Below are 25,567 nucleotides of genomic sequence, written 5' to 3'. Positions count from 1 at the left end.
TATGACGAATCAAATACAAGAAACTACAGATTACTTAAAAGATAAAGGTTTTTATGCTCCCGAGATAGGAGTTATTTTAGGAACTGGATTAGGGAAACTTCCTGATGAGATAGAAATTTTAGCTGAAGTCAGCTATAATCATATTCCTCATTTCCCAACTGCTACCGTAGAGTTTCACAAAGGAAAATTGATCTTCGGAAATTTAGAAGGAAAGAAAGTAATTGTAATGCAAGGCCGCTTTCATTTATATGAAGGTTACTCTTTACAAGATGTAACTTTTCCGGTAAGAGTAATGGAACGTTTAGGTATTAAAAAATTATTGGTTTCTAATGCTTCTGGATCTATAAATTTAGATTTCAAAAAGGGAGAATTAATGTTGATAGATGATCATATTAATCTTCAAGGAGGATCTCCATTAGCATTTAAAGGGGTTGAGAAATTAGGAGAACGTTTTGTAGATATGAGTGCACCTTATGATGCAAAAATGAATGCAGCTATAGAAAAGATTGCGAAAGAACACGCTATAAAGCTTCATAAAGGCGTGTATGCTTCAGTTCTTGGTCCGCAATTAGAAACCAGAGCAGAATACCGCTACTTAAAAATTATTGGAGCCGATGCTGTAGGAATGAGTACAGTTCCAGAAGTAATTGTAGCTAATCATCTAAATATTCCGGTGTCTGCCATTTCAGTAATTACGGATGAAGGAAACCCAGACGACTTAAAACCCGTAAATATAAGTGAGATCATCGCCATGGCAGAAAAAGCAGAGCCAGATATGATCTTGTTATTTAAAGAATTGATTAAAAACATTTAAGTCTTGTAATTAAAACTGAATAATTACAACTTACTTAAAAATGAATCACCCTAATAAAAGAGAAGAAATGAGTTATCTAGATACTACTTACGATGTTTATAAAGAGGCAGCCTTAACACCAGATGTTGGCTTATGTTGTACAACAAATCCTGTTTGGGAATTACCTGGTTTAAAGATCCCTAAAATTATGCAGGAAATGAACTATGGTTGTGGGAGTACTGTGCATGCAAGAGATCTTTCTAATAATCCAAAAATGCTATATGTAGGCGTTGGTGGTGGAATGGAATTACTTCAATTCGCATATTTTAATCGTGAAAAAGGTGGTGTTATCGGGATAGACATGGTAGACGAAATGTTGGAAGCTTCTCGCAAGAATTTTGTTGAAGCAGAAGCTGCTAACCCTTGGTTTAAAAGTGATTTTGTAACCTTGAAAAAAGGAGATGCTCTTAATTTACCGGTAGAAGATAATACGGTAGATGTAGCAGCTCAAAACTGTTTATTCAATATTTTTAAAGCTGAAGATCTCAAAAAAGCCATTGAAGAAATGTACCGGGTTTTAAAGCCACATGGAAAATTGGTGATGAGCGATCCTACTTGTGAGCAACCAATGAATGAGGAATTAAGAAACGATTCTAGACTAAGAGCTTTGTGTTTAAGTGGAAGTTTACCTATTGCTGAATATGTAAAAGCGCTTACTGATGCTGGTTTTGGAACTATAGAAATTAGAGCTCGTAAGCCTTACAGAATTTTAGACCCAAAAAATTACCCAACACAAGAATTGATCTATATAGAATCTATAGAAGTCGCTGCTATTAAAGATCCAATGCCAGAAGACGGACCCTGTATCTTTACAGGAAAAGCTGCTATTTATTATGGTGATGAAGCATTTTTTGATGATAAAAAAGGACACATTTTACTAAAAAATCAGCCTTTGGCTATTTGCGATAAAACTGCTGCTGCCTTACAGGATTTAGGAAGAGATGATATCTACTTTAGCGAATCTACTTTCCACTATGATGGTGGGGGATGTTGTTAGAAATAAATAAGCTTCGACAGGCTCAGCTTGACAACTTTTTTTGTCATCCTGAACGTAATGAAATGGAGTGAAGAATCTCTAGATTCTAAGGGATTCCTCCTTTGTCGGAATGACATTTTATTATACTTGTCACACTGAGCTTGTCGAAATGTCTTATTTACAAGGCTCCTCAACAAGATTACCGATAGTGAAAAGAAGCGAATTTTATTAATGTTTAAAACATACTTATGAAAAAGTCTAAATATTATACCCTTTTAGTTGCATTTGCGGCTTTGGTAACCACCATGAGTAGTTGCAATTTAATTTCTTCAGCAGGTTTGTCGAGTAAAGGCTTGCCTACAAATGAAGCTCCTTCAGAATTATCATCTACAACAGTAAATTCTAAAGTAAATGTAGACCACAGTGAATGGAATTCTTTGCTTAAAAAGCACGTTTCCAAAGAGGGACTTGTAGATTATAAAGGTTTTATGAAAGATAGAGAGCAGCTAAATGCATATCTCTCGAAACTCGCAAAAATAAAACCTACCAAAGACTGGTCTGTTCAAGAACAATTGGCTTATTATATCAATATTTATAATGCGTATACGGTAGATCTTATTCTAAATAACTATCCCACAAAAAGCATTAAAGACATCAATGGAAATTGGACAAAAGACATTATAACTATCGGAGATGTGAAAATTTCCTTGAGTGGTATAGAGAACAGTATTCTAAGAAAAATGAATGAACCCAGAATACATTTTGCAATTAACTGTGCCGCTATTTCTTGTCCTAAATTATTGAATGAAGCTTATACCGCAGCTAAAATCAATGAGCAATTAGATAGAGTTACAAAGGAGTTTATTAATTCAGATAAGAATGAGATCTCAAAAAATTCAGCTAAATTGTCTTCGATATTTGACTGGTACAAAAAAGATTTTATTGAAGATGGGGTAACTATAATAGATTACGTCAACAAATATTCTGATGTGAAAATAGCTAATGGAACTACAGTAACTTACAAAGATTATAACTGGAATCTAAACGAACAAAAATAAAATGATCAGCATTATTATCCCTGTTTTAAACGAAGAAACCGGAATTATAAGGCTACTTGATTATCTTGAAAATAATTCTGCTTATACCAATAATCAAATTATTGTTGTAGATGGCGGAAGCACAGATAAAACTCCGGAACTTGTAAAAGAGTATTCCGGAGTTTTTTATGTTACTTCTGAAAAAGGAAGGGCAAAACAAATGAATACAGGGGCGAAAAAAGCAACATTTGATGTCCTTTATTTTTTACATGCAGATAGTTTCCCTCCTCCTAACTTTGACCAATCTATTCTGGATCAAATAAACTCCGGTAATAAAGCGGGTTGTTTTCAAATGAAGTTTGATATGGATCATTGGTGGCTCAATTTGATGGGATGGTTCACGAAATTTAATCATAAGGCTTGCAGAGGAGGAGATCAATCCTTGTTTATCACCAAAAGCTTATTTAAGGAGCTCGGTGGCTACAACGAAACTTTTGTGGTTTATGAGGATAATGAATTTATTGGCAGGCTTTACAATCAAAACCAATTTAAAGTAATTCCAAAATTAATTACCACCTCGGCGCGCAGATATGAAGAAATTGGGGTTTGGAAATTACAGTTTTGTTTTGCCGCTATTTATATTAAACGACTTAGGGGAGCCTCTCCAGAAGAATTACATCAATATTATAAACGTAGAATCAATCCCTGACCATTCCTCCATAAAAACCTTTTACCACTTTTAAAGCCGGTTTATTTTGGGGTGTGAATTGATTGTTTTCCAATCCGCCTGCTTGTTCATGATTATGGAACCATTTCCATAAGAATCCACCAGAAAACCAATCTTCCCTCCAAAATTCCTGATATAAGGCAGATAGTGCATTAGACTGCAATTCGTAATTCATAGAAATTTCTTCTCTCGAAGAATCCCAAGGTTGTCGAGTAGCATAATTGGTGTTTCTATAACCATACTCTGTAAATAAGATCTTCCTATCATATTTATTGGACAGCTCTCTTAATTGGCTCTTATAAGGTTTCCAAGAAGCCCGTAATTCTTCAATATTTGGAGATTTCCCCTCGCTTAAAGGAAAATAGGCATCTACTCCAATAAAATCTAATCGATTCCAAAACTTAACCTTTTCCACTTTATCCCAGTTTTCGGCGTAAGTGAGTTTTCCTTTATAGATCTTTCTAACTTTAGTGATTAGTTGCTCCCAGAATTCTTTTCTTTCATTCGCAAATTCATATAATTCTGTACCTATACAAAAAAGTTCCACATTTTCTTCAGCAGCCATTTTTGCATACAACAAAATAAATTCCTCATAGTTCGTTTCAAATTTCTTCCAATCTTCTTCAGAAGTCATTTTTATATTCCCTGTAAACTCACCTTTCCAGATCCAGATCTGTGGTTTTATCATCACTTTTAAACCCTGAGAATGTAACAACTGAGTGGTTTTTCTAGCACCCTCCAATCGCTCACCTTCCCATTGCCGCTCAATATTGAATTTAAGGTCGGGGCTGGATAAACTTTCCATAAATCCAAAAGGCATAACGGCTACAGCATTAGAATTTATCTCTAAAATAGGTTTAATATGAGAACTTGAAATAGATTCTCGGGAAGCCACTAAACTTACCCCATTGAATTTTTCCTGTTGCTTCTGCCCTTGGCAGGATGTTATCACCATCAGTAAGCTAATGATTACGATAAATTGAAGATTTAAAGCCCTTCTCCTAATGAATGTTGAAATAGATCTAAAGTGCATTCAACTCCCAATTATAATTATAAAATTCGATTTTTAAATTAGGAGGAACTGCTGTCTTCCTGTATTTATTTATATAATCTATCAAACTAACACCCTCCTTTGTAAAATCTTTTTGATACCAGTTCATCAATTCTGAAAGCAATATCGTATCCTTTTGGATCTTTACAAAGTCCGAAGAATTCATTGCTTTTACGGTTTGTTGTTGTAATTGCTTTTCCAAAGTTTCTGGCCTATATGCTTCAGCAATTATAGGAGGGCATCCTTTAGCAGCACAAACCAGCACAAAATGAAACCTGGATTCATCAGGGTAGTTCCCTAATAAAAGTATCTTTTCTATATCATCTAAGGTTACCGATTTTTGCCCTAAACTATGTTTTTTTCTATTAAAGAAGCCTTCAATATCCATTGGAGATTTTACGGGAAATTGTTTAACAATACCACTTATCACGGCAATATTGTAAGCATTAATCCAAAAAGCTTTATAGACATCTGGGTCTTCAGTGGAAATTTTTACTCGTTTCGCAAGGCTCAACAATTCCTGCAAATTCTTGGGATTCTGCTTTATTTCTGCGTACTTTACCCTACCATTACTAACATATTGCTTAAAAAAAGAATCGGAAGCATCAAAGAATTTTGAAGTTTCCTGAGCAAATGAAAAGCTGGAAATTAGAAGTATTAATAAGGAAAAATATTTCATTTTTTTAATTTATAAAAGGTTATACGCAAATCTGCGACCAAACGAATTAAGTCTAAGTCGAATTTTGAGAAAACTACTAACCCGATTGTTATCAATCTTCTAAAAATAAGGAATAATATGGATCATATTGTCATTATAGGCAATGGAATATCTGGAATTACCGCCGCCAGACACATTAGAAAACAATCTGACAGAAGGATCACAGTAATTTCTTCAGAAAGTGATCATTTCTTTTCTCGCACGGCTCTTATGTATGTGTATATGGGGCATATGAAATGGGATCACTTAAAGCCTTATGAAGATTGGTTCTGGGAAAAGAACAGAATAGAACTTAAAAATGCATTCGTATCTCAGGTGCAACCTGAGATAAATCAGCTCACTTTCTCATCTGGAGAAATTATGGCTTACGATAAATTGATTATAGCCACAGGTTCCAATTATAACAAATTTGGATGGAAAGGTCAGGATCTCAAAGGGGTTCAAGGAATGGTTACCAAACAGGATATAGAACTTTTAGAAGAAAACACCAAAAATTGTAAACAGGCAGTCATTGTAGGAGGCGGACTTATAGGCTCTGAGCTTGCAGAAATGCTTAGCACTAGAAATATTCCTGTGACCTTACTTGTTAGGGAATCCAGTTTTTGGAATGGCGTACTTCCGCCGGGAGAATCGGAAATAATCAACAATCATATTCGAGAACATCATATAGAACTTAGATTAAATTCCAATTTAAAAGAAATAGTTTCCGACGAAAATGGTCGAGTAAAAAGTGTTATTGTAGAAGAAACTGGTGAAGAAATTATGTGCGATCTGGTTGGTCTTACCGCAGGAGTTTCCCCAAATATTAATTTTCTGAAAGATTCTGGAATAGAACTCGGTAAAGGTGTGAAAGTGAATAGATCGCTTCAAACAAATTACGATAATATCTATGCTATTGGCGATTGTGCAGAGCAGCATGAGGGAATAGGCGAAAGAAAAACTGTTGAAGCAGTTTGGTATACCGGCAGAATGATGGGCGAAGTGGTGGCTCAAACAATTTGTGGAAACCCTATGGAATACAATCCTGGACATTGGTTTAATAGTGCAAAATTCTTTGATATAGAATATCAAACTTATGGTTGGGTTTTTCCTGAACCAAGGCAAGGAGAAGCACATTTTCATTGGCAGCACAAAGCTGGCAGAAAATGCATCACCATAAATTATAAAGAAGGAAGTAGGAAGTTTGTAGGAATTAACACCTTCGGAATTAGAATGAGACAAGAAACCTTTGATAAATGGCTTACAGAGGAAAGAACTGTAGATTATGTGATAGATCACTTAAAGCAAGCCAATTTTGACCCTGAATTTTATAAACACCACGAAAAAGAGATCTTTAAAAGTTTTAAGGAAAACCTTCAACAGCACCAGCTATGAGTAAAATAGAACATAATATGTCCATGACCGGAGATGCCCCGGCTTCAATTTCCACAACTCAAAAAATAGCTTCGGCTTTGGGCCTGCTGGGATTATTCATTCTTTTACTGGCTCTTACCAATGTCAATTTTCCTAACAAAACCCTGTTTCTTAGTCTGTCCCTAGGGCTAATTGCTGGAGGAACTATCGTTTTTGCGAACGATGCATATAGGGGAAAACCCGTGGGTATTAAAAACGACGGAGTCTGGTTTAAATCATTAACAAATCGCGGATTATCGGCCTGGTTTCTAGGGATCGGGCTTACGCTTTTTTATATAGTCCTTTATTGGTTTCCGGAGTATTTGGGATTAAATAGCGAAGGAGAAAATACCGGTGTTATTTCCCTTTTTGACCCTCTTAGTAAGCTTATAAGTGGTAATCCGGCCAGCCAGTGGTTTGTTTATGGAACGCTCTACACGCTTGCCATCCTCATCTTTGGTTATAAATTTATTCTGAAATACCGCAATAATAACTACGAGATCTTAAGGACATTTTCTGTTATGTTCTTTCAGCTGGGATTTGCATTTTTGATTCCGGAGATCCTTATCCGTTTAAATCAGCCGTATTTCAATCCCGCGAATCTCTGGCCGTTGAACTATGACCTTTTCGCAGGGTATAAATTAGATGAATTCTTTTCTTCCGGCTCTGTAGGTTTGATGATGTTCGCTTTTGGAATACTTTCAATATTTGTGATCTCCCCTATTTTAACCTATAAATATGGAAAACGCTGGTACTGTTCCTGGGTTTGCGGTTGCGGCGGATTAGCAGAAACTGCCGGGGACCCCTATAGACACTTATCAGATAAATCGCAATTTGCCTGGAAAGTAGAACGTTGGGTGATCCATAGTGTATTGGTTTTTGTTGTAGTTATGACCATCGCGGTGGTATACTCCTTTTTGGGAGATGATTCCAAAGTTACCTGGCTCACACAAGATGTTTTCCTCTGGGGATCGGCCGGAATTTTAACCTTGCTCTTTGCACTTATTATGATCTTTAAAAGACAGGAACTTGCCAAAGATGCCAAATATGGAGCTATTGGATATTTTGTGATCATTATGGCTATTATTGGGATCAACTATTTTAGCGGGAATTCTGAAATTTTCTTTTTTCAGGCATACCAGTTGCGCTCGTGGTACGGCTTCTTAATAGGAGCAGCATTTTCTGGGGTGATTGGAGTTGGTTTTTATCCCATCTTTGGCAATAGGGTGTGGTGTAGATTTGGATGCCCAATGGCAGCAGTTTTAGGAATGCAGCAACGCTTATTTTCAAAATTCAGGATTACTACCAACGGCGGACAGTGTATCTCTTGTGGGAATTGCTCTACTTACTGCGAAATGGGAATAGATGTAAGAGCCTATGCTCAAAAAGGGGAAAGTATTGTAAGATCCAGCTGTGTTGGATGTGGAATATGTGCTGCTGTATGCCCACGAGGAGTACTTAAACTAGAAAATGATTCTCTGGATGGTAGAATAAATTCGAATGAAGTCTTACTAGGAAACGATGTTAATTTGATGGATCTACTGAATCAGAAATAATATTCTGTAAGTAACTACCTTTGTATTCGAACCTACCCTTGTTCTAGTAATAAATTACACAGAAGAGATCCCACTGAATGTCTGAAAAAATCATTGTTATTATCCCGGCTTTTAATGAAGAAGCTTCTATTGGTAAAGTAATTCAGGAAATCCCGGAGATAGTTTCAGAGATCATTGTGGTTAGCAATAATTCTACGGACAGCACTGCGGAAGTTGCTAAAAATGCTGGAGCCACCGTGCTATTTGAAGTCAAAAAAGGATATGGTTACGCTTGTTTAAAAGGCATGGATTATATTTCTGAAAAATCCGAAAAACCAAGTATCATTGTTTTTCTGGATGGAGATTATAGCGATTATCCTGCGGAACTTTCAAAGCTTGTAGCGCCAATACAAGAGGATAATTATGACTTTGTTGTTGGCTCTCGTGTTAGTAAATGGAGAGAAAAAGGTTCTATGACTTTTCCTCAGCGGTTTGGAAACGGACTTGCTACCTTTTTGATGAAGTTATTTTTCAATGCTAATTTTACAGATCTTGGACCATTTAGAGCAATTAAATATAATAAATTGCTTCAGCTTAATATGCAGGATAAAACTTATGGCTGGACAGTAGAAATGCAGCTTAAAGCCATAAAACAGAATTTTACTTATATAGAAGTCCCTGTGCACTACAAGAACAGGATAGGTGTCTCAAAAGTTTCAGGAACCATTAAAGGGGCTATCTTTGCAGGAATTAAAATATTAGGTTGGATTTTTAAATACAGTTTTAAATAATGGACTTTGCGATTATATTTATTTACACCCTCTCGCTAGTGCTTATTTTTTTTTACAGCCTTTCCCAGTTGAGCTTGCTCTTAAATTACCTTAAATCGATCAAAAAAAAGGATACTAGCCTTAAGTTTGATTTTACAAATTCTTCAGAGGTTCCACTAGTTACAATTCAATTACCACTTTATAATGAAATGTATGTAGTGGAAAGATTGCTTGAAAATATTTCTAAAATAGAATATCCACAAGACAAACTTGAAATTCAGGTTTTAGACGATTCTACAGATGAAACTATAACATCTACAGCCCAACAGATCCTTGAACTTCAGAAAAACGGGCTAGATATTAAACATATTACCCGGAAAGATAGAACGGGTTTTAAAGCCGGAGCTTTAAAAGAAGGACTTAAAATCGCTAAAGGAGAATTCATAGCGATCTTCGATTCAGATTTTATGCCGAAATCAGATTGGCTTCTTCAAACAGTGCCTTTTTTTAAAGATCATAATATTGGAGTGGTACAAACCAGATGGGGCCATATTAATAGAGATTATTCCCTATTAACTAAAATTCAGGCTTTCGCATTAGACTTTCATTTTATTCTGGAACAAGTCGGCAGAAATTTCGGAAAGCATTTTATCAACTTTAATGGTACGGCTGGAATATGGCGGAAAGAATGCATTATGGATGCTGGTAACTGGAGTGGAGATACCCTAACGGAAGATCTAGATCTAAGTTATAGGGCGCAAATGAAGAAGTGGAAGTTCAAATATTTGGAAAATGTAGAAACTCCAGCAGAATTACCAGTAGTGATAAGTGCCGCAAGATCTCAACAATTTAGATGGAATAAGGGAGCAGCAGAGAATTTTCAGAAAAATTACTCTAAATTGCTTTTTGACAAAACGCTAACAGCCGGAACAAAATTCCACGGATTTTTTCATTTACTGAATTCCAGTATGTTCCTGTTGATATTGCTTTTATCTGTTTTGAGCGTGCCTGTGCTATATATTAAAAACACAAATCCTCAATTCAGCAATTATTTTAATGTGATCGCGTTTTTTGCAATAAGTACGCTTATTTTCTTTATCTGCTATTGGGTTACCTATGCAAAGATCCACGGAAAGGGCATCGGCAGTTTCTTTAAATTTATTGGAATGTTCCTTACCTTTTTTTCTGTAGCTATGGGGTTTTCTGTACATAATTCGCTTGCGGTTTTGGAAGGCCACTTCGGAAAAAAAAGCGACTTCATTCGCACGCCAAAATTCAATATAAATAATTTAAAAGATTCTTGGAAAGGCAACAAGTATTTATCAAAAAATCTATCCTTAAGCACAATGATAGAAGGTTTACTTTGGTTATACTTTGGATTTGCCATCTACAGTGCTTTTGTGCTGAAAGATTTTGGACTTATTATATTTCATCTGATGCTGTTTGCTGGGTTTGGTTATGTTGTTTTCAAGTCATTACTTTCAAAAGTTTAATTTCAGATGGATTCACTTACGCAAATAGTTCTAGGAGCAGCCATTGGAGAAGCCGTATTGGGCAAAAAAGTTGGGAATAAAGCAATACTATATGGTGCTATTGCCGGCACCATTCCAGATCTTGATTCATTCGCGCCTCTTTTTACAGATACTCTTACTGCTATAGAGATCCATCGAGGTTTCACACATTCCATTGTGTTTTCCATACTTTTCGCCCCTATTTTTGGTTGGCTCATTTCTAAAATAGAAAGGAAAACCGGAGTTAGCTGGAAAGATTGGTCCTGGCTAATGTTCTGGGGTTTTCTGACGCATCCGTTATTAGATGCTCATACTACCTGGGGCACGCAGCTATTCTGGCCATTAGACCTTAGACTCGCCTATAAGAATATCTTTGTAATAGACCCACTCTACACCCTTCCTTTTCTAATCTTCGTAATCCTCGCAATGCGATCCAAACGCGGATCTAAAAAAAGAACAAAATATAATAATCTTGGTCTCATTATAAGCAGTGCATACATGCTATGTGCCATCGGTTTAAAAGGAATAACTTATTACAAATTCAAAGACGCTTTAGAAACCCAAAATGTTCCCTATCTGCAACTCCAAACCAGACCTAGCCCATTTAACACCATTATGTGGTCTGCAAATGTAGAATTGGAAAATGCTTATTTAATTGGAGATTATTCCATCTTCGATTCCCAACCAATAACTTTTAAAAGCATCCCTAAAAATCATTTTTTAGTCGACTCCTTTGATGGTGAAAATAAGCTAGACCGATTAATTGCTATTTCTCAAGGCTGGTATACCATTTCACAAAGAGATGAAAATCTGTACTTCAACGACCTGCGTTTTGGTGCTTTTAATTCTGAAGCTGAAGATCCTAAATTTGTGTTTAGCTATATTTTGAAGCAAGAAAATGGTGAATTAATTGTGGAGGAAGCCCCTAGAGATCCTGAAGAAGCTAAGACTGTGATAAAGAAATTAGGGAATCGAATATTAGGGAACTAAACTGAAGCTTTTAAAATCAAGAATCTCTGGACGGCTATGGAACTTAGGCCTAAACAAACTATTTAATCCGATTTTCTCTATTCATTAGTATATTATATCTTTAAGACTGAATAACTTAATATCCCTATATGAAAGGCTTCAAATTATTATTTACGCTATCTTTTTGCTTTTTCTCTTTTCAAACACTTTTTTCTCAGCAGAAGTCCGAAGAACTTCATAATGTCATAGAGCAGGTTCAAGATCATAAAAGTTATGAGGTTAAGGAATTCCCGTTGGGTCTCTATACAGAAGATCACTATCGCAGAGAATCACTTTTTGCAAGTGAGCAATTAAAAAAGGTGAATTTATTAAATGCTTCGGAAATGTCCCAAACAGACATGATCTCTCTGGAGCTTTTAAAATATAAACTTCAGGAAACAATTGATACTTTTGAATATAAATTATACCTGAACCCTTTGCTATCAGACGCTGGATTTCATTTGAGCTTGCCTTATAATGTCACCCAACTTGCAGACTATTCTCAGGTAAAAACATACCTCAACAAATTGAATGCGATTCCGGAGTATGTAGGTCAGCATCTCATTTTACTCAGAAAAGGATTGGAATTAGGTATCACTCAACCCAAAGTGATCTTTGAAGGTTATGAAAGCACCTATAACGATCAGCTAGTTAAAAATTATAAGGACAGCTACTATTACTCCCCTTTTAATGATCTGCCTTCCGGTTTATCTGAATCCCAAAAAGATTCAGTTTTAGATGCTGCAGAAAAAGCGATAAAGAAATCTGTATTACCCGAATTTAAGAAGATCAAGAAATTCTTCGATAAAGAATATTTACCAAAAACGAGAACTAGTTTAGGAGTTTCAGAAATTCCCAACGGACCAGAATTTTATCAGAATAGACTGAATTATTATACCACCCTAGATCTAACTGCAGAAGAGATTCATGAAATTGGATTAAAAGAGGTAGCGCGCATCAATACAGAAATGAAACAAATTATCGAGGAGGTGAATTTTGAAGGTACCTTCGAAGAATTCATTCTCTTCTTAAGAACCGACCCTCAATTTTATGCAAATACTCCCGAAGAACTTTTAAAAGAAGCTCGGAACATTTCAAAAAAGATCGATGCACAGTTACCAAGATTCTTTAAAAAGTTACCACGTAAACCTTATGGCGTTACCTCAGTACCCGATGCCATTGCTCCAAAATATACCACAGGAAGATATATTTCTCCACAAGAAGACACTCAGCCCGGCTATTATTGGGTGAATACCTACGATCTACCTAGTAGGCCGCTTTATGTGCTGCCATCGCTTACAGCGCATGAGGCAGTGCCTGGACATCACTTACAGATCTCACTAAATGCTGAATTAGGAGATAGCATTCCAAAATTTAGAAGACGCTTTTATCTTTCCGCTTACGGGGAAGGTTGGGGATTATATTCGGAATTTTTAGCCGAAGAAATGGGCATTTATACAACTCCTTATGAAATGTTTGGTAAACTCACTTACGAGCAATGGCGAGCCTGCAGATTGGTAGTAGATACAGGAATTCATGCTTTAGGCTGGACCAAGAAACAAGCAGTTGACTTTTTAAGAACTAATACCGCTTTATCTTTTCATGAGATCAATACCGAAGTAGACCGATATATTTCTTGGCCGGGACAAGCGGTTTCTTATAAAATTGGAGAGTTGAAGATTCGGGAATTACGTAAAAAAGCCGAAAAGGAATTAGGGGAGAATTTCGATATCCGCGATTTTCATGAAGTTATCCTTTCTCAAGGCACAGTGACCTTAGCGATCATGGAAAAATTGGTAGATGATTATATTCAAAACGAGAAAAAAATTCAATAATAAAAAAAAGGTTCTTAGTTAAAAGAACCTTTTTTTTATTATTTACTGTCATTTCGAAGGAGCTTATTTCGACTGAGAAATCTCTACTTTACTTGAAGCAACCGATTGTTTGGCGCGGATTTGAAATCCGCGCTAACACAGTTCATTTCGAAGAAGCTTTTCGCGGCTGAGAAATCTATGCTTTGATACAAAGATTTACTTCCATTGAGATCTCTCCCAACGGTCGAGATGACAAACTCAAAAGAGCATGCCCAACAAATTGTCATTTCGAGAAACCCCGATTGGTTAGCGCGGATTTGAAATCCGCGCAAGCAATATTGTTAATCTTTATCCTTTTTATCGGATAATTTTACTAGAGGTTTTTCTTCGTCAGTATAAGTTATTTGAACGTTCACGCTCTTTTGAACCTCCACCAAGTTTCTGGCTTTTTTAGGTTCAATGATTTTGTCGATTGAGAAACCCCTTTTTTGCCCCGATTGGTTGGCACGGATTTGAAATCCGCGCTAGCAATATTTTTTGCGTGGTTCACGTGTCATTTCGAAGAAGCTTTTCGCGGCTGAGAAATCTTTGCTTTGATACAAAGATTTACTTCCATTGAGATCTCTCCCGATGGTCGGGATGACAAGCTCAAAAAATCATGCTCAATAAAGTGTCGTTTCGAGCGAAGTTGAGAAATCCCGATTGGTTGGCGCGGATTTGAAATTGGTTGGCGCGGATTTGAAATCCGCGCTAGCAATATTGTTAATCATTACCTTTTTTATCGGTTAATTTTACTGTAGGTTTTTCTTCGTTCATATATGATATTTGAACGTTTACAGTTTTTTGAACTTCCACTAGATTTCTGGCTTTTTCAGGTTCAATGATTTTGTCGACTGAGAAATCTCTACTTTACTTGAAGCAACCAGATCCATTGAGATCTCTCCCAATACTCGAGATGATAAACTCAAAATCATGCTTAACCATGTGTCATTTCGAAGGAGCTTTTGCCGACTGAGAAATCTCTTCTTTTTTTAAAGCATCCGGATGAATCGAAAAATCTTTATGATTAAAACGATATGATCAATCCGCTACAAATGGATCTTTAGATAATTTTACAATTGGTTTTTTAGAATTTTGAGATTTTACTTGAATATGTATCGCTTTAATTTTTTTCGCAATTTGAATAGCTTCTTTTCCTGTGATTTCTTTGCCTTCAAAATAGAATACTGCTCCCTTGGTCGCAAGCTCTTTCATGTGTTCTGTTGGAACTGGAGGGGAAGGTGGTGGAGTTAGCTTTCCTTTTTCTGAATGCGGCGGTGCAGGATGAACTGCTTCTGGAGCAGGAGGCGGTGGTGGCGGAACATCAAAATTAATCTTTTCAGCCTTAGCTTTTTGTTCCGAAGTCATGTTACTAAGGATTGCCATCATCCTGTTTATATCTTCTTGCTTTACCATGCGCTTATCTTTCGGCATCGAATTATAGTATCTGACTAGTTTATTATATTCCGAAACCATTTTGGGTGTAGCTTTTTCCTGTGGTACCTGTTGGAAAATTTCGTTTAAAACGTTATCCTCACTTTCAGATGGCCCATACGTGCACAATGTAATTTTTCCTTCTTTTTCTTTCCGCTTAGCCATGATCATTTCAATCAGTTCCTGTATATTTTCTTTGGGAGCATTGCCTGAAGCATTTATTGAATAATCAGTAAATTTTTCCCAATCGAGGTTTTCAATTTCAGAAAGGCTAACTTTTTTATTATTCCTAAAGATTTGCCCATCTTCATCTACCATTAACTCCAGGATTTCATAACTATCAACTATTTGATTAGGATTAATAACTTCCTTTTCTATTACCTCTTTTGTGCTGAAACCATAGAATAATGTAGCTGCTAAAGGGAGAAGCAATAAACTTCGCACCCAAACTGTTTTTCTTGATGTTTTTGTTTTCATAACTGTAAATCGTTTCTTGATTGATGAATAATTGATTGGGTTTACAAGGTCGCATTGCAAATCCCGTGATGAATACTCTAAAAGTGTTTGCTGATAACCGGAAGTACTTATGCCATTTTTAATAACCTCCTTGTCAGCTAAAAATTCATGATTTAATTTTACTGCATCTTTCAAAATAAAGAGTAATGGATTGAACCAGAAGATTATTTGAAATAGCTCAATAAAAAGAACATCCAGACTGTGCTTTTGCCTTGCGTGAGCTTCTTCATGTATTTTCACATCCTTCGGAATTTCATTCTGCAGATATTTCTCTTTGTTGAAAAATATATAGCTGAAAAAGGTATGAGGTTGGATTTCTTCTGAAAGCAATACGTTTATAAAACTATTTGATTTCAGCTTTGGATTTGTTCTGATCTTAATTATCAAGCTTCGTAAATTTCTGAAGAACTTTATGCTGAAAAACAAAACTCCCAAAAGGTAAATTCCGAAGAAAATATAGGGAAAATAATCACTGCTTTCTACGACTATTTCCGGAGAAACTTCCGAAGAATAAATAAAGCTATTTAGATTTTCTGAAGTAGGTTCCACATACGTCTTTATGGTGATTAATGGGATCACAATGGCTACCAAGGCGGACATTAACAGGTAAAAGCGTTTAAAACCGTGCATATTTTCTTTCTCTAGCAAAAACTTATAGAAAAGCAACAGTATAGCTAAGCAGGCAGCGGATTTTAATAAATACATTTCCATAACTATTTGCTTTTAATTTCTTTATCGATAAGCTTTTTTAAATCTTCTAGTTCCTCTTTGCTCAAATTGGTTTCTTTGGTAAAAAAGGAAGCGAACTGCGAAGCGGAATCATTGAAAAAATTCTTGATCATCCCGTTCATCTGTTTCGAGAAATAATCTTTCTTTTTCACTAAAGCAAAATATTCCCGGGAACGCCCCAATTGGATATAATCTACAAATTTCTTATCCTGCATTCTTTTCAACAAAGTAGCCACGGTAGTGGTTGCAGGTCTAGGCTCTGGATAAGCTTCAATAAGATCCTTCATCAATGCCTTTTCCTGTTTCCAAAGGATCTGCATAAGTTGTTCTTCAGAATTTGATAATTGCATGTTATATTGAATTATTAGATTGTTCTACAAATGTAGAATAAATATTTAATTCTACAAACATAGAGCAACTTTTTTTATTTTAATTCCTTAAGAAAAATTCCGTTTTGATTTTCCGTTAAGTATCTTAAACTTATAGGGGCGTCATTCTGTCCCGAGTCTTCGGGAGTTTCAGAATCTTAAAATACAGTAGATTAGAACATTTAATAGAGACCCTGAAATAAATTCAGGGTGACGAAATAATTGTTTCAACAAAAAAAGGATATACCTAATCCATTTCTGTATTTTAAAGAATCGGTTACCTTTACCTCCAAAATATAATAACAATGAGTGTAGAACAAGAATTATTTCAGCGTAGCGGATCAAAATGTGAATTATGTAATTCAACAGAAGATCCTCAGATCTACGAAGTGCCGGAAAGCCCAACCAAGGGTGCCGACAGCGTAATTCTTGCTTGCAATACTTGTAAAGAACAACTTGAAGATCCTGAAAAAGTTGAAGCTAACCATTGGAGATGTTTAAACGATAGCATGTGGAGCACAGTTCCTGCAGTGCAAGTGGTTGCATGGAGAATGCTCAGCAAACTTAAAAATGAGGGTTGGCCACAAGATCTTTTGGACATGATGTATATGGAAGAGGATGTGAAAGAATGGGCAAAAGCTACTGAAGTTGCAAATCCAGCAGCAAAAACGATTGTTCATAGAGATAGCAATGGAGTGATCCTTGAAGCTGGAGATAGTGTTGTACTAATTAAAGACCTCAAGGTAAAAGGAAGTAGTATGGTTGCCAAGCAAGGAACGGCAGTACGCAGAATTTCACTAGATCATGAAAATGCCGAATATATTGAAGGTAGAGTAGATGGGCAGCAAATTGTTATTATCACCCAATATGTGAAGAAATTATAGATTTTACTCTTATAACTTCTCGAATCCGCTCGAAATGACATCAAAAAATAATCCCGCAGATTACGCTGATAAACGCAAATAAATCTGCGTAAATCTGTGCGATCTGCGGGATGTTTTTATTCAATTCAATAGGTAACCTACTTCTTCGTCATCTCGGTGAAATGCTTATAAAACAACGGAATCGTCTTAATTCCTTTCAAGTAGTTCCAGATCCCAAAATGTTCATTTGGCGAGTGAATAGCATCACTATCCAATCCAAAGCCCATTAAAATGGTCTTGCTTTTCAGTTGTTTTTCGAAAAGTGACACAATTGGGATACTTCCCCCACTTCGTTGCGGAATTGGTTCTTTTCCAAAAGATTCTTTATATGCATTACTCGCTGCTTGGTACTCTACAGTATCAATTGGCGTAACATAAGCCTGTCCTCCATGGTGCGGTTTCACTTTTACTTTGGTCCCTTTAGGCGCAATACTTTCAAACTGTTTTTTGAACAATTCTGTGATCTCCTGCCAATCTTGATTTGGTACTAATCGCATACTGATCTTAGCAAATGCTTTACTAGCAATTACCGTTTTTGCCCCTTCGCCAGTGTATCCACCCCAAATACCATTTACATCTAATGTTGGTCTAATGGAATTACGCTCATTAGTAGAATATCCTTTCTCGCCATATACAGCCTCGATATCCAAAGCTTCTTTATATTTTTCTAATGAAAATGGTGCTTCTGCCATTTTCTCTCGTTCTTCTGTACTCAGTTCCTCTACCTTATCGTAGAATCCAGGAATAGTTATATGATTGTTTTCATCGGTTAATGAAGCGATCATCTTTGTAAGCACATTAATAGGATTTGCAACCGCTCCTCCGTACAATCCACTATGAAGATCCCTGTTAGGACCTGTAAGTTCTACCTCCACATAACTCAATCCGCGTAAACCTGTGGTGATTGAAGGTGTGTCTTTTGCGATCATTCCGGTATCTGAGATCAAGATCACATCATTTGCTAACTTTTCCTTATTGCGCTCTATAAACCAACCTAGACTTTCACTTCCAACTTCCTCTTCGCCTTCTATCATGAATTTCACATTACAAGGAAGGCTCCCAGTCTTGGTCATATATTCCAATGCTTTTACATGCATATACATTTGTCCTTTATCATCGCAGGCTCCACGAGCAAAGATGGCTCCTTCAGGATGAACTTTTGTGTTTTTGATTACCGGTTCAAAAGGTGGGCTATCCCAAAGTTCAACAGGATCTGCTGGTTGCACATCATAATGACCGTAAACCAAAACTGTTGGAAGCTCTTTATCAATTATTTTTTCTCCAAAAACGATTGGATATCCAGGAGTCTCACATATTTCTACAGAATCACATCCAGCTTCTTTCAAAGCATTCTTCACGGCTTCTGCTGTTTTCAAAACATCCTTTTTGTAGGAAGGGTCTGCGCTTACCGAAGGGATCTTCAATAATTCTATCAGCTCTTCTATAAACCGATCTTTATTTTCTTCAACATATTTATCTAAATTTTTCATGCTTTTTTTTTTGAAATCAGGTAAAGGTAATAAATTGATATTTTCTTGCTGGACTATTTGAATATTCAAACATTTATGTATATTTGCAGCCGCTTATCTAGGTAAGTATTTTTACAGCGGATCCTAAGTGTTGTAAAATGGAAATGCGGGCTTGCCCGACGGAATCAACCGAAAAGCAAGTTTATGCAAAAAATAAGGCGGGCGTGGTGGAATTGGTAGACACGCTAGACTTAGGATCTAGTGCCGCAAGGTGTGGAGGTTCGAGTCCTCTCGCCCGCACAAGCTAAAAGCTTCAGAGAAATCTGAAGCTTTTTTTATTAATTTATTCTGAAAAAAGTCAGGTACGACATTTGGTCGTTTTCTATGGGATAATATATAATTCTATATTTTGATATGTTTTGAATCTATATTCTATTAAATGACCTTCAATAGATAATTCCAGGTTTTCAAAAGCCTTGGTTTAAACGAAATGGTTTTATCCGGCAAATATTAAAAAATACGTCAGGTCAATTTCAGAGATATTGCTCGATTTTTTCGACCTTTTGGGGATCTATATCGCTTTTATTTATATAGAATTCGTTAGTCAGAGGTATTCCTTTTGAGTTCTTTTCGTTCACCTTCCACAATAGACCTTTTCCATTAATTACACTACCTCCCGTATAAACTAACATATGACTAACGAACAAATCCTTTTCTAACGGCTGAACTTGTAAAGAAAATTGCGAATAAGAAGTTTGATTCTTTTCGTTAAATTCAGAAATCAAATAGTTTTCTGTTTTGTTTAATCTCCCTATACCCTCGAAATTAGTATTATTAATTTTAAGTTTTATTTCCCCCAGCTCATTTATAACATGAAAAGTAATGTGAATGAGATACTGATTCCTATCTAAATAATACCCTCTATAACTACCAATCAAAAAATTAATTATCTCCAAGCGATTGATTGAAACGGATAAGTCAGAATCCTTATGGGGCAAAATACCGTCTACTTCTAATCTTTGCGAATAAAGGTGATGATGAAATATTGGGTTTATCTCATCTGTTCTTACTTTTTCATTCTGCGCTTCCGCATTGACTACCTCTTCAAAAATGATTTTGCCTATCACGGGATTATTACTTCTACCAAAACCACAATATGCTCCTAAGAGCAGAGGTTTATTATTCATATTATTACCATAAAACAAATTGACAAAACACTCTTTGTTCAAACTGGAATCTTCTTTGTTAAAATAAAAAGATAAGGCACTACCTCCCGTTGGAACACATTTCCCAAAATAGCTATATATGGTAGGCTCTTTGTCCTTTTCCCAATATAATATTTCCCAAGAAGCAGATTTCATTTGGTATATTGTGAACTTTGATTTGATATAATACTGCCTATCCTCGACATAGTAACCTACATAGTATAGCACGTTCTCATTCTGAACGGAACCTTCCAGTATTGCTTGCTCTACTTCCCTAACATCGGCACTGATGTAAGTAGAATTCTGCAGATAGTCGTTGTAGCCTTTGTAGCCCGCTGCTGTTATTAAAATTGTTAAATAGTCCCTTCTTATCTTAACTTTTGTCTTGTGGCCGGCATCTATTTCTCTCTTTTTATTATATAAATATTTCCCGTTAATCCATTTGCCTGTTTTCTCGGTGATAAAGCTTTTAAGGTTCGCCGCTTCCTCATCGTAATTGCCAAAACCATATAGTTGAAAAACCGTTAAGGTTTTAAGCTCTATGGAATTATGCTGGGAAAAAAGCTCTAAAAGTTCTTTATGTAAACCAAGGTAGAAATTATTTGTAAGTTCAATTCCTCTTGCAATCATTGTCTTATGTGCTTATATTAGGTCAATTATACTATAATTCCATTTAAATTCCTATTTTAAAAATTAAATATTAAGTTAACAGGAATAATTCCAGTTAGCATTGAATCTCTCTATATTGGCTAACAATTACTTAAAGAAAAGCTAACAAACAACTCGATTATGAAAAAATTATTTTTATTATTCGCTTTACTCGCACAAGTATGTTTTAGCCAAGAATCAAAAGACGTTGGCGGTCTTGTAGTTGACTCGTCAGGAAACCCGATTGCAGGAGCAACAATAGTTGATAAATCAAACCCAACTAATGGGGTGATTTCTGATTTTGATGGTGAATTCGTAATAGCGGTAGCGGAATCTTCCAAAGAACTAGAAGTTTCCTTTCTAGGCTACGAGACTAAAGTTGTACCGATAACAAGTTCCTACTTAACTATTAAATTAGAGCCTAAAGCCGATCAACTAGATGCGGTGACTGTACAAGGCTTTACCTCTGTAGCTACTAATGCTCGATTGAGAACACAAGCCATACAGGATTTGCCTGAAACTACCGTAGCTTTAGGTTCAGCAGAAATCGAGGCGAGTGGTATTCAAGATATTCAAGATTTTACCTCTGTAATTTCAAACGTGACTTTTACTCAAGCACAACAACCAGGAGTGAATTTCCTTACTGTTCGTGGTATTTCACAAATTAGAAATGCAGAGTCTCCTGTGGCTGTTGTGATAGATGGTATGACATTACCAGATGCCAGTGCCATGAATATGTCGCTTTATGATATCGAATTAATGGAATTCATTAAAGGTCCACAAGGTACACTTTACGGTAAAAATGCTATTGCGGGTGCTATAAACATCATCACAAAAGATCCTGCCAATGAGAATAAAACGAAAGCTACATTTTCTGCTGGTAATGGTGGTTTGTTAAGAGCTGGTCTTTCTTCTTCTGGTGCCTTTGTAGATAACAAATTTTACTACAGTGTGACAGGTCGGTATTCTACATTTGATGGGTTAATCGATAACACATTTTTGAATCAAAAAGTTGATTTTTCAGATGAATACAATATTAGAGCTAAATTAAAATATAAGTTTAGTCCAAGATGGTCTGCAACTTTAGTTCAGGATAATTTTGGGATACAAGCTGGAGGTAACTACTATATCACCAAGACAGATATTTTTGATCCTTCCATTCCACCGCTTCAAGATGATGATTACTCCAATGATGTTTTTGGTGATGTATTAGGGGATTCCGATCTATCTAACTCTCTAAGTAGTTTGAAAGTTGAAGGTAAACTTCAGAATATGAATATCCAATCGGTGACTTCCTTTAATGCTACAAAACGCTATTATATTGGAGAAAATGACTATTCTCAATATGCGTTTAGTAAAGTGTCTCAAACGTCAGATTCCGATACCTTTAGTCAGGAGATACGTGTAACTTCCAAGACCGATAAAGATTCAAATTTTGACTATACTTTTGGAAGCTTATACCAAAACAGCCAACGTTACCTTAATACATCCACGTTCTTAAATAAAACCTTTTATGAAGGAGGATTTGTTGATGCTTCTGCTGCTAATGCCAACTACAGCGAAGACCCTCTTGTAGGTAATGATGATGATAATACAGTAGAAACCTTAGCTGGTTTTGGATTTTTAGACTATAGAGTTACACCAAAATTGACCTTATCTGCTGGGGTTCGTGTTGACTATGATAGACTAAAAAATGAATCTCGTATTTCTAACACAACTTTAGAGAATGACATTACAGTTTGGCAACCTAAATTTTCTATAGCTTACGCCTTTACAGAGGACATCCTAACTTACGCCAATTATGGACGAGGTTATAGGAGTGGGGGATTCAACTCTCAAGAGACAGTGAAATTTGATAGAACTTATGAACCTGAATTTACCAATAATTATGAGTTAGGTATAAAAACGAGTTTCTTAAATAACAGAATCATCTTCAATAATGCAGTGTATTATATTGAATTTGAGAACCAACAACAATACACATTTATACCTCTTACTCCATCCATCCTTGGTATCTACAATTTTGATAAAACTGAAATTAGAGGCTTTGAGTCAGAAATCAAATTTAAAGCAACTAATAACATTGACTTCTTTGCCAGCATAGGAATTAATGAAGGCAAAATACTAGAAGGCACATATAATCGTCTTACCAATGCAGCTGCTTTTGATTATGAAACCTTTGAGGTGGTAGATGTAAGCGGTAATGCTTCACCATTTACTGTAGAAAGCACTATTCAAATAGGTGCAAACGGTAATTTTGATTTGGGAGAGACTTCAAAAATTGGAATCTACATCAATGCCGATCATAGAGGAACACAATATTGGGATCCTTTAGAGGAATATAAACAAGAGCCATATACTTTACTTAACGGTAGGATTAATCTGAAATTTGATAAAGTAGGAGTAAGCCTATGGGCCAACAACATTTTGAATACCGCTTATAATCCTGAATTTTTTCCTACTGCAGAATTTGGATTTAGTAATTTAAGATTCCCTCATACACCAACTACATTTGGAGTCGATTTAAGCTATCGCTTTTAAATGTTTTAAACGTTTTCAAAACTATTCCCTCCATTTAATACTTATAGAATTAAGTGGGTGAATAGTATCTAAAACGCTTTGTTCAATCTAAACTAAAAAGTAAAAATCACTTCCTGAGAATTGAGCATTAGTGTACATATAGTCATTGAAACATCCAGTGTAGGCGAAGTGCAAACTTAAGTTGATTCTGCCGAAGCTTTGATAGATAAAATCCAAGTAAAAATTAATTAAATATACAGATATGCGCGTTGCAACAGATATAGGAGGAACGTTTACAGACCTTGTTTTCTTTGATTATGATAAGGAAAACAAGGAAGTAAAGGAAGTAAAGGTCTCTAAATCGAGTACCACTCCTGGTGAATTTGAAAAAGGAATTCTCAATACGATTAAAAAAATAGATTTAGACTTAAATACCATTGATTTTTTCGCCCACGGTACAACCGTAGTCATCAACGCCATTACAGAAAGGAAAGGCTCTAAAACAGCGTTGATTACCACCGAAGGTTTTAGAGATGTCCTAGAAATTGCCAGAGGCACAAGACCAGACTTGTACAATTTCAACTTTAAAAAAGAAGAACCGTTTGTAGAGCGTTACTTAAGGCAAGAAGTAAAAGAACGTATCAATTATTTAGGAGAAATTATCACGCCATTAGATGAGACATCTGTAGATAAACATATAGAAGCATTTATAAAAGAAGGTGTAGAAGCTATTGCAATTTGCTTTTTACATGGGTATAAAAATCCTATTCATGAAAAACAATTGGCGACTTATATTCGTGCTAAATACCCACAATTCGAAGTCATAACTTCGCATGAAGTTACTAGGGAATGGAGAGAATATGAGCGCACAAGCACCACTGTGCTTTCTGCTTACGTAAAACCATTAGCTACAAAATACTTAAATAACCTAACCCATCATTTACAAAAGTTAGGATACAAAAATGATTTGTACATCATGCAATCCAATGGTGGAATTACCACTGTTGAAGATGTAAAGGCAAACCCAATAACGTTAATTGAATCTGGCCCAGCAAGTGGTATGCTTGGTGCAGTAGTATTAGGTAAAACTATAGGGAAAGAAAATTTATTGGTGTTGGATATTGGAGGTACCACAGCGAAATGTTCCTTGATTGAAAATGGAACACCAAAAATAGTAACAACTTATAATATTGAAAAGACAAAAACCCAAGCTGGCTTTCCCATTCTTACACCAGTTATTGATATTGTGGAAATTGGAAATGGCGGTGGGAGTATAGCTTGGTTAGATGATGGTGGTAAGATGCGCGTTGGACCGAAAAGTGCTGCTGCCAACCCAGGACCTTCGTCCTATGGTAAAGGCGGTTCTGATTTTACAACAACAGATGCCAACGTTGTTTGTAACCGGATACATAAAGACTACTTTTTAGGGGGTGAATTAAAACCGGATTTTGACAGTTTGCAAAAAGCGGCAAAGCCCCTTTGTGAAGAATTGGATATGACTATTGAAGAAGTGGCACGTGGTGTTATTCGCGTTGCCAATTCTAATATGGTCAATGCCCTGAAAAGTGTTTCTGTAAACAAAGGCTATGATCCAAGAGACTTTACTTTAGTGGTTATTGGAGGTGGTGGCCCCATGCACGGAGCATATTTGGCCGAAGAACTACAAATGCCCGAGGTCATAGTTCCATTAAATGCCGGTGTGTTTTCAGCTTTTGGAATGTTAATGTCAGATTTGAGAAGAGATTACATTCGTACAGACGTTATGGACTTGAATGAGGATAAGTTTTCAGCTTTAAAGAATGTTTTCAAAGAAATGAAAAACGAAGCCATTAAAGCTTATGAAAGAGATGGGTATCAAAAAGAAGATATCAAGTTCGAGTACTATTTAGATCTACGATACAAGGGGCAAGAACATTCGGTAAAACTCGGTTTAGCCAGTTTATCCAATTTGAAAATGGATGAAATAGAAAATAATTTTCATCAACTACATAAGAAGCGATATGCGTTTAGCCTTTCGGACACAAATATTGAAATTGTTAATTATCATCTTGTTGCAGAGGTCATCGTAAACAAGCCAGTTATTGGTAAAATTGAATCAAAGGGCAATACTGTAGAAGATGCATTAATTACTACCGAAAAAGTAGATTTTGATGTGTCTGGTATCCATGACAGCAACTTTTTTGATAGGGATAAATTAGACCCAAGTATGACGATTGAAGGCCCTGCAATTATTGTAGAACAATCTACTTCAACAGTTGTTCCGCCAAAGTATCAATTTAGAATTGATGAGTATGCAAATATTATTATCAGTAAAATACAGTAAT

At 36.0% G+C, this 25,567-nt stretch carries 19 protein-coding genes and 1 tRNA gene; 14 read left to right on the top strand and 6 right to left on the bottom strand.

Annotation, left to right across the window (positions count from 1 at the left end; all coding sequences use genetic code 11):
* Position 1 precedes the first annotated feature (1 nt).
* From ES724_RS14130 to ES724_RS14115, 4 genes are all read left to right on the top strand, one after another.
* Positions 2 to 814 (top strand): purine-nucleoside phosphorylase, encoded by an 813-nt coding sequence (locus ES724_RS14130; protein ID WP_146933984.1) that lies wholly within the window; start codon positions 2 to 4, stop codon positions 812 to 814.
* A 67-nt stretch (positions 815 to 881) separates the two neighbouring features.
* Positions 882 to 1,850, top strand: a complete 969-nt coding sequence (arsM, locus tag ES724_RS14125; protein WP_146934006.1) for an arsenosugar biosynthesis arsenite methyltransferase ArsM — start codon at positions 882 to 884, stop codon at positions 1,848 to 1,850.
* Between the two features lie 227 nt (positions 1,851 to 2,077).
* Complete coding sequence (locus ES724_RS14120) at positions 2,078 to 2,887, top strand: DUF547 domain-containing protein (RefSeq protein ID WP_146933982.1); 810 nt, start codon at positions 2,078 to 2,080, stop codon at positions 2,885 to 2,887.
* A gap of 1 nt (position 2,888) precedes the next feature.
* Positions 2,889 to 3,575, top strand: coding sequence for a TIGR04283 family arsenosugar biosynthesis glycosyltransferase (locus ES724_RS14115; RefSeq protein ID WP_146933980.1), 687 nt, complete (start codon positions 2,889 to 2,891; stop codon positions 3,573 to 3,575).
* Here ES724_RS14115 and ES724_RS14110 read toward each other — a convergent pair.
* Together ES724_RS14110 and ES724_RS14105 are read right to left on the bottom strand one after the other, a co-directional pair.
* Entirely contained in the window at positions 3,565 to 4,548 is a 984-nt protein-coding gene (locus tag ES724_RS14110; protein WP_170249905.1) for a glycoside hydrolase family 113, read from the bottom strand. The two genes, ES724_RS14115 and ES724_RS14110, sit on opposite strands and share 11 nt — an antisense overlap.
* Positions 4,549 to 4,615: 67 nt before the next feature.
* Positions 4,616 to 5,323, bottom strand: coding sequence for a DUF547 domain-containing protein (locus ES724_RS14105; protein WP_146933976.1), 708 nt, complete (start codon positions 5,321 to 5,323; stop codon positions 4,616 to 4,618).
* Positions 5,324 to 5,440: 117 nt separating this feature from the next.
* Here ES724_RS14105 and ES724_RS14100 point away from each other — a divergent pair, with 117 nt between their 5' ends.
* The 6 genes from ES724_RS14100 (at position 5,441) to ES724_RS14075 (ending at position 13,413) form a co-directional block, all read left to right on the top strand.
* A complete protein-coding gene (locus ES724_RS14100; RefSeq protein WP_146933974.1) occupies positions 5,441 to 6,736 on the top strand; it encodes an NAD(P)/FAD-dependent oxidoreductase in 1,296 nt (431 codons plus the stop codon).
* Complete coding sequence (locus tag ES724_RS14095; RefSeq protein ID WP_146933972.1) at positions 6,733 to 8,310, top strand: 4Fe-4S binding protein; 1,578 nt, start codon at positions 6,733 to 6,735, stop codon at positions 8,308 to 8,310. The genes ES724_RS14100 and ES724_RS14095 overlap by 4 nt, the downstream gene beginning before the upstream one ends.
* 77 nt (positions 8,311 to 8,387) lie before the next feature.
* A complete protein-coding gene (locus ES724_RS14090; RefSeq protein ID WP_146933970.1) occupies positions 8,388 to 9,080 on the top strand; it encodes a glycosyltransferase family 2 protein in 693 nt (230 codons plus the stop codon).
* Positions 9,080 to 10,552 (top strand): cellulose synthase family protein, encoded by a 1,473-nt coding sequence (locus ES724_RS14085; RefSeq protein ID WP_146933968.1) that lies wholly within the window; start codon positions 9,080 to 9,082, stop codon positions 10,550 to 10,552. Before ES724_RS14090 ends, ES724_RS14085 begins: the two co-directional genes overlap by 1 nt.
* Before the next feature lie 6 nt (positions 10,553 to 10,558).
* A complete protein-coding gene (locus tag ES724_RS14080) occupies positions 10,559 to 11,560 on the top strand; it encodes a metal-dependent hydrolase (protein ID WP_146933966.1) in 1,002 nt (333 codons plus the stop codon).
* 128 nt (positions 11,561 to 11,688) lie between these two features.
* Complete coding sequence (locus tag ES724_RS14075) at positions 11,689 to 13,413, top strand: DUF885 domain-containing protein (RefSeq protein ID WP_146933964.1); 1,725 nt, start codon at positions 11,689 to 11,691, stop codon at positions 13,411 to 13,413.
* 1,059 nt (positions 13,414 to 14,472) lie between these two features.
* On the opposite strand, the gene ES724_RS14070 is transcribed toward ES724_RS14075, so the two are convergent.
* Both ES724_RS14070 and ES724_RS14065 read right to left on the bottom strand, forming a co-directional pair.
* Entirely contained in the window at positions 14,473 to 16,086 is a 1,614-nt protein-coding gene (locus ES724_RS14070) for a M56 family metallopeptidase (protein WP_246136884.1), read from the bottom strand.
* Between the two features lie 8 nt (positions 16,087 to 16,094).
* The gene (locus tag ES724_RS14065; protein ID WP_146933960.1) at positions 16,095 to 16,460 is read right to left on the bottom strand and encodes a BlaI/MecI/CopY family transcriptional regulator; all 366 of its coding nucleotides are present in this window, start codon (positions 16,458 to 16,460) and stop codon (positions 16,095 to 16,097) included.
* Between the two features lie 323 nt (positions 16,461 to 16,783).
* Here ES724_RS14065 and ES724_RS14060 point away from each other — a divergent pair, with 323 nt between their 5' ends.
* Positions 16,784 to 17,362, top strand: coding sequence for a PhnA domain-containing protein (locus ES724_RS14060; RefSeq protein WP_146933958.1), 579 nt, complete (start codon positions 16,784 to 16,786; stop codon positions 17,360 to 17,362).
* 137 nt (positions 17,363 to 17,499) lie between these two features.
* On the opposite strand, the gene ES724_RS14055 is transcribed toward ES724_RS14060, so the two are convergent.
* A complete protein-coding gene (locus ES724_RS14055) occupies positions 17,500 to 18,891 on the bottom strand; it encodes a dipeptidase (RefSeq protein WP_146933956.1) in 1,392 nt (463 codons plus the stop codon).
* 197 nt (positions 18,892 to 19,088) lie between these two features.
* Here ES724_RS14055 and ES724_RS14050 point away from each other — a divergent pair.
* Positions 19,089 to 19,170, top strand: a tRNA-Leu gene (locus tag ES724_RS14050).
* Between the two features lie 233 nt (positions 19,171 to 19,403).
* Here the strand turns inward: ES724_RS14050 and ES724_RS14045 are convergent.
* Complete coding sequence (locus ES724_RS14045) at positions 19,404 to 20,705, bottom strand: hypothetical protein (RefSeq protein WP_146933954.1); 1,302 nt, start codon at positions 20,703 to 20,705, stop codon at positions 19,404 to 19,406.
* Positions 20,706 to 20,864: 159 nt separating this feature from the next.
* Between ES724_RS14045 and ES724_RS14040 the strand changes: the two genes are divergently transcribed.
* Together ES724_RS14040 and ES724_RS14035 are read left to right on the top strand one after the other, a co-directional pair.
* Complete coding sequence (locus ES724_RS14040) at positions 20,865 to 23,264, top strand: TonB-dependent receptor (protein ID WP_146933952.1); 2,400 nt, start codon at positions 20,865 to 20,867, stop codon at positions 23,262 to 23,264.
* A 241-nt stretch (positions 23,265 to 23,505) separates the two neighbouring features.
* Positions 23,506 to 25,566, top strand: coding sequence for a hydantoinase/oxoprolinase family protein (locus ES724_RS14035; protein ID WP_146933950.1), 2,061 nt, complete (start codon positions 23,506 to 23,508; stop codon positions 25,564 to 25,566).
* Position 25,567: the final 1 nt, after the last annotated feature.

The organism is Gillisia hiemivivida, assembly GCF_007997295.1.
GTDB lineage: Bacteria > Bacteroidota > Bacteroidia > Flavobacteriales > Flavobacteriaceae > Gillisia > Gillisia hiemivivida.
This window is presented reverse-complemented; position numbering and strand designations above follow the sequence as displayed.

Coding starts and splice junctions, on each gene's coding strand:
- ES724_RS14130 (WP_146933984.1), top strand. CDS start 2: ATGACGAATCAAATACAAGAAACTACAGATTACTTAAAAGATAAAGGT.
- arsM (WP_146934006.1), top strand. CDS start 882: ATGAGTTATCTAGATACTACTTACGATGTTTATAAAGAGGCAGCCTTA.
- ES724_RS14120 (WP_146933982.1), top strand. CDS start 2,078: ATGAAAAAGTCTAAATATTATACCCTTTTAGTTGCATTTGCGGCTTTG.
- ES724_RS14115 (WP_146933980.1), top strand. CDS start 2,889: ATGATCAGCATTATTATCCCTGTTTTAAACGAAGAAACCGGAATTATA.
- ES724_RS14110 (WP_170249905.1), bottom strand. CDS start 4,548: ATGGTGATAACATCCTGCCAAGGGCAGAAGCAACAGGAAAAATTCAAT.
- ES724_RS14105 (WP_146933976.1), bottom strand. CDS start 5,323: ATGAAATATTTTTCCTTATTAATACTTCTAATTTCCAGCTTTTCATTT.
- ES724_RS14100 (WP_146933974.1), top strand. CDS start 5,441: ATGGATCATATTGTCATTATAGGCAATGGAATATCTGGAATTACCGCC.
- ES724_RS14095 (WP_146933972.1), top strand. CDS start 6,733: ATGAGTAAAATAGAACATAATATGTCCATGACCGGAGATGCCCCGGCT.
- ES724_RS14090 (WP_146933970.1), top strand. CDS start 8,388: ATGTCTGAAAAAATCATTGTTATTATCCCGGCTTTTAATGAAGAAGCT.
- ES724_RS14085 (WP_146933968.1), top strand. CDS start 9,080: ATGGACTTTGCGATTATATTTATTTACACCCTCTCGCTAGTGCTTATT.
- ES724_RS14080 (WP_146933966.1), top strand. CDS start 10,559: ATGGATTCACTTACGCAAATAGTTCTAGGAGCAGCCATTGGAGAAGCC.
- ES724_RS14075 (WP_146933964.1), top strand. CDS start 11,689: ATGAAAGGCTTCAAATTATTATTTACGCTATCTTTTTGCTTTTTCTCT.
- ES724_RS14070 (WP_246136884.1), bottom strand. CDS start 16,086: ATGTATTTATTAAAATCCGCTGCCTGCTTAGCTATACTGTTGCTTTTC.
- ES724_RS14065 (WP_146933960.1), bottom strand. CDS start 16,460: ATGCAATTATCAAATTCTGAAGAACAACTTATGCAGATCCTTTGGAAA.
- ES724_RS14060 (WP_146933958.1), top strand. CDS start 16,784: ATGAGTGTAGAACAAGAATTATTTCAGCGTAGCGGATCAAAATGTGAA.
- ES724_RS14055 (WP_146933956.1), bottom strand. CDS start 18,891: ATGAAAAATTTAGATAAATATGTTGAAGAAAATAAAGATCGGTTTATA.
- ES724_RS14045 (WP_146933954.1), bottom strand. CDS start 20,705: ATGATTGCAAGAGGAATTGAACTTACAAATAATTTCTACCTTGGTTTA.
- ES724_RS14040 (WP_146933952.1), top strand. CDS start 20,865: ATGAAAAAATTATTTTTATTATTCGCTTTACTCGCACAAGTATGTTTT.
- ES724_RS14035 (WP_146933950.1), top strand. CDS start 23,506: ATGCGCGTTGCAACAGATATAGGAGGAACGTTTACAGACCTTGTTTTC.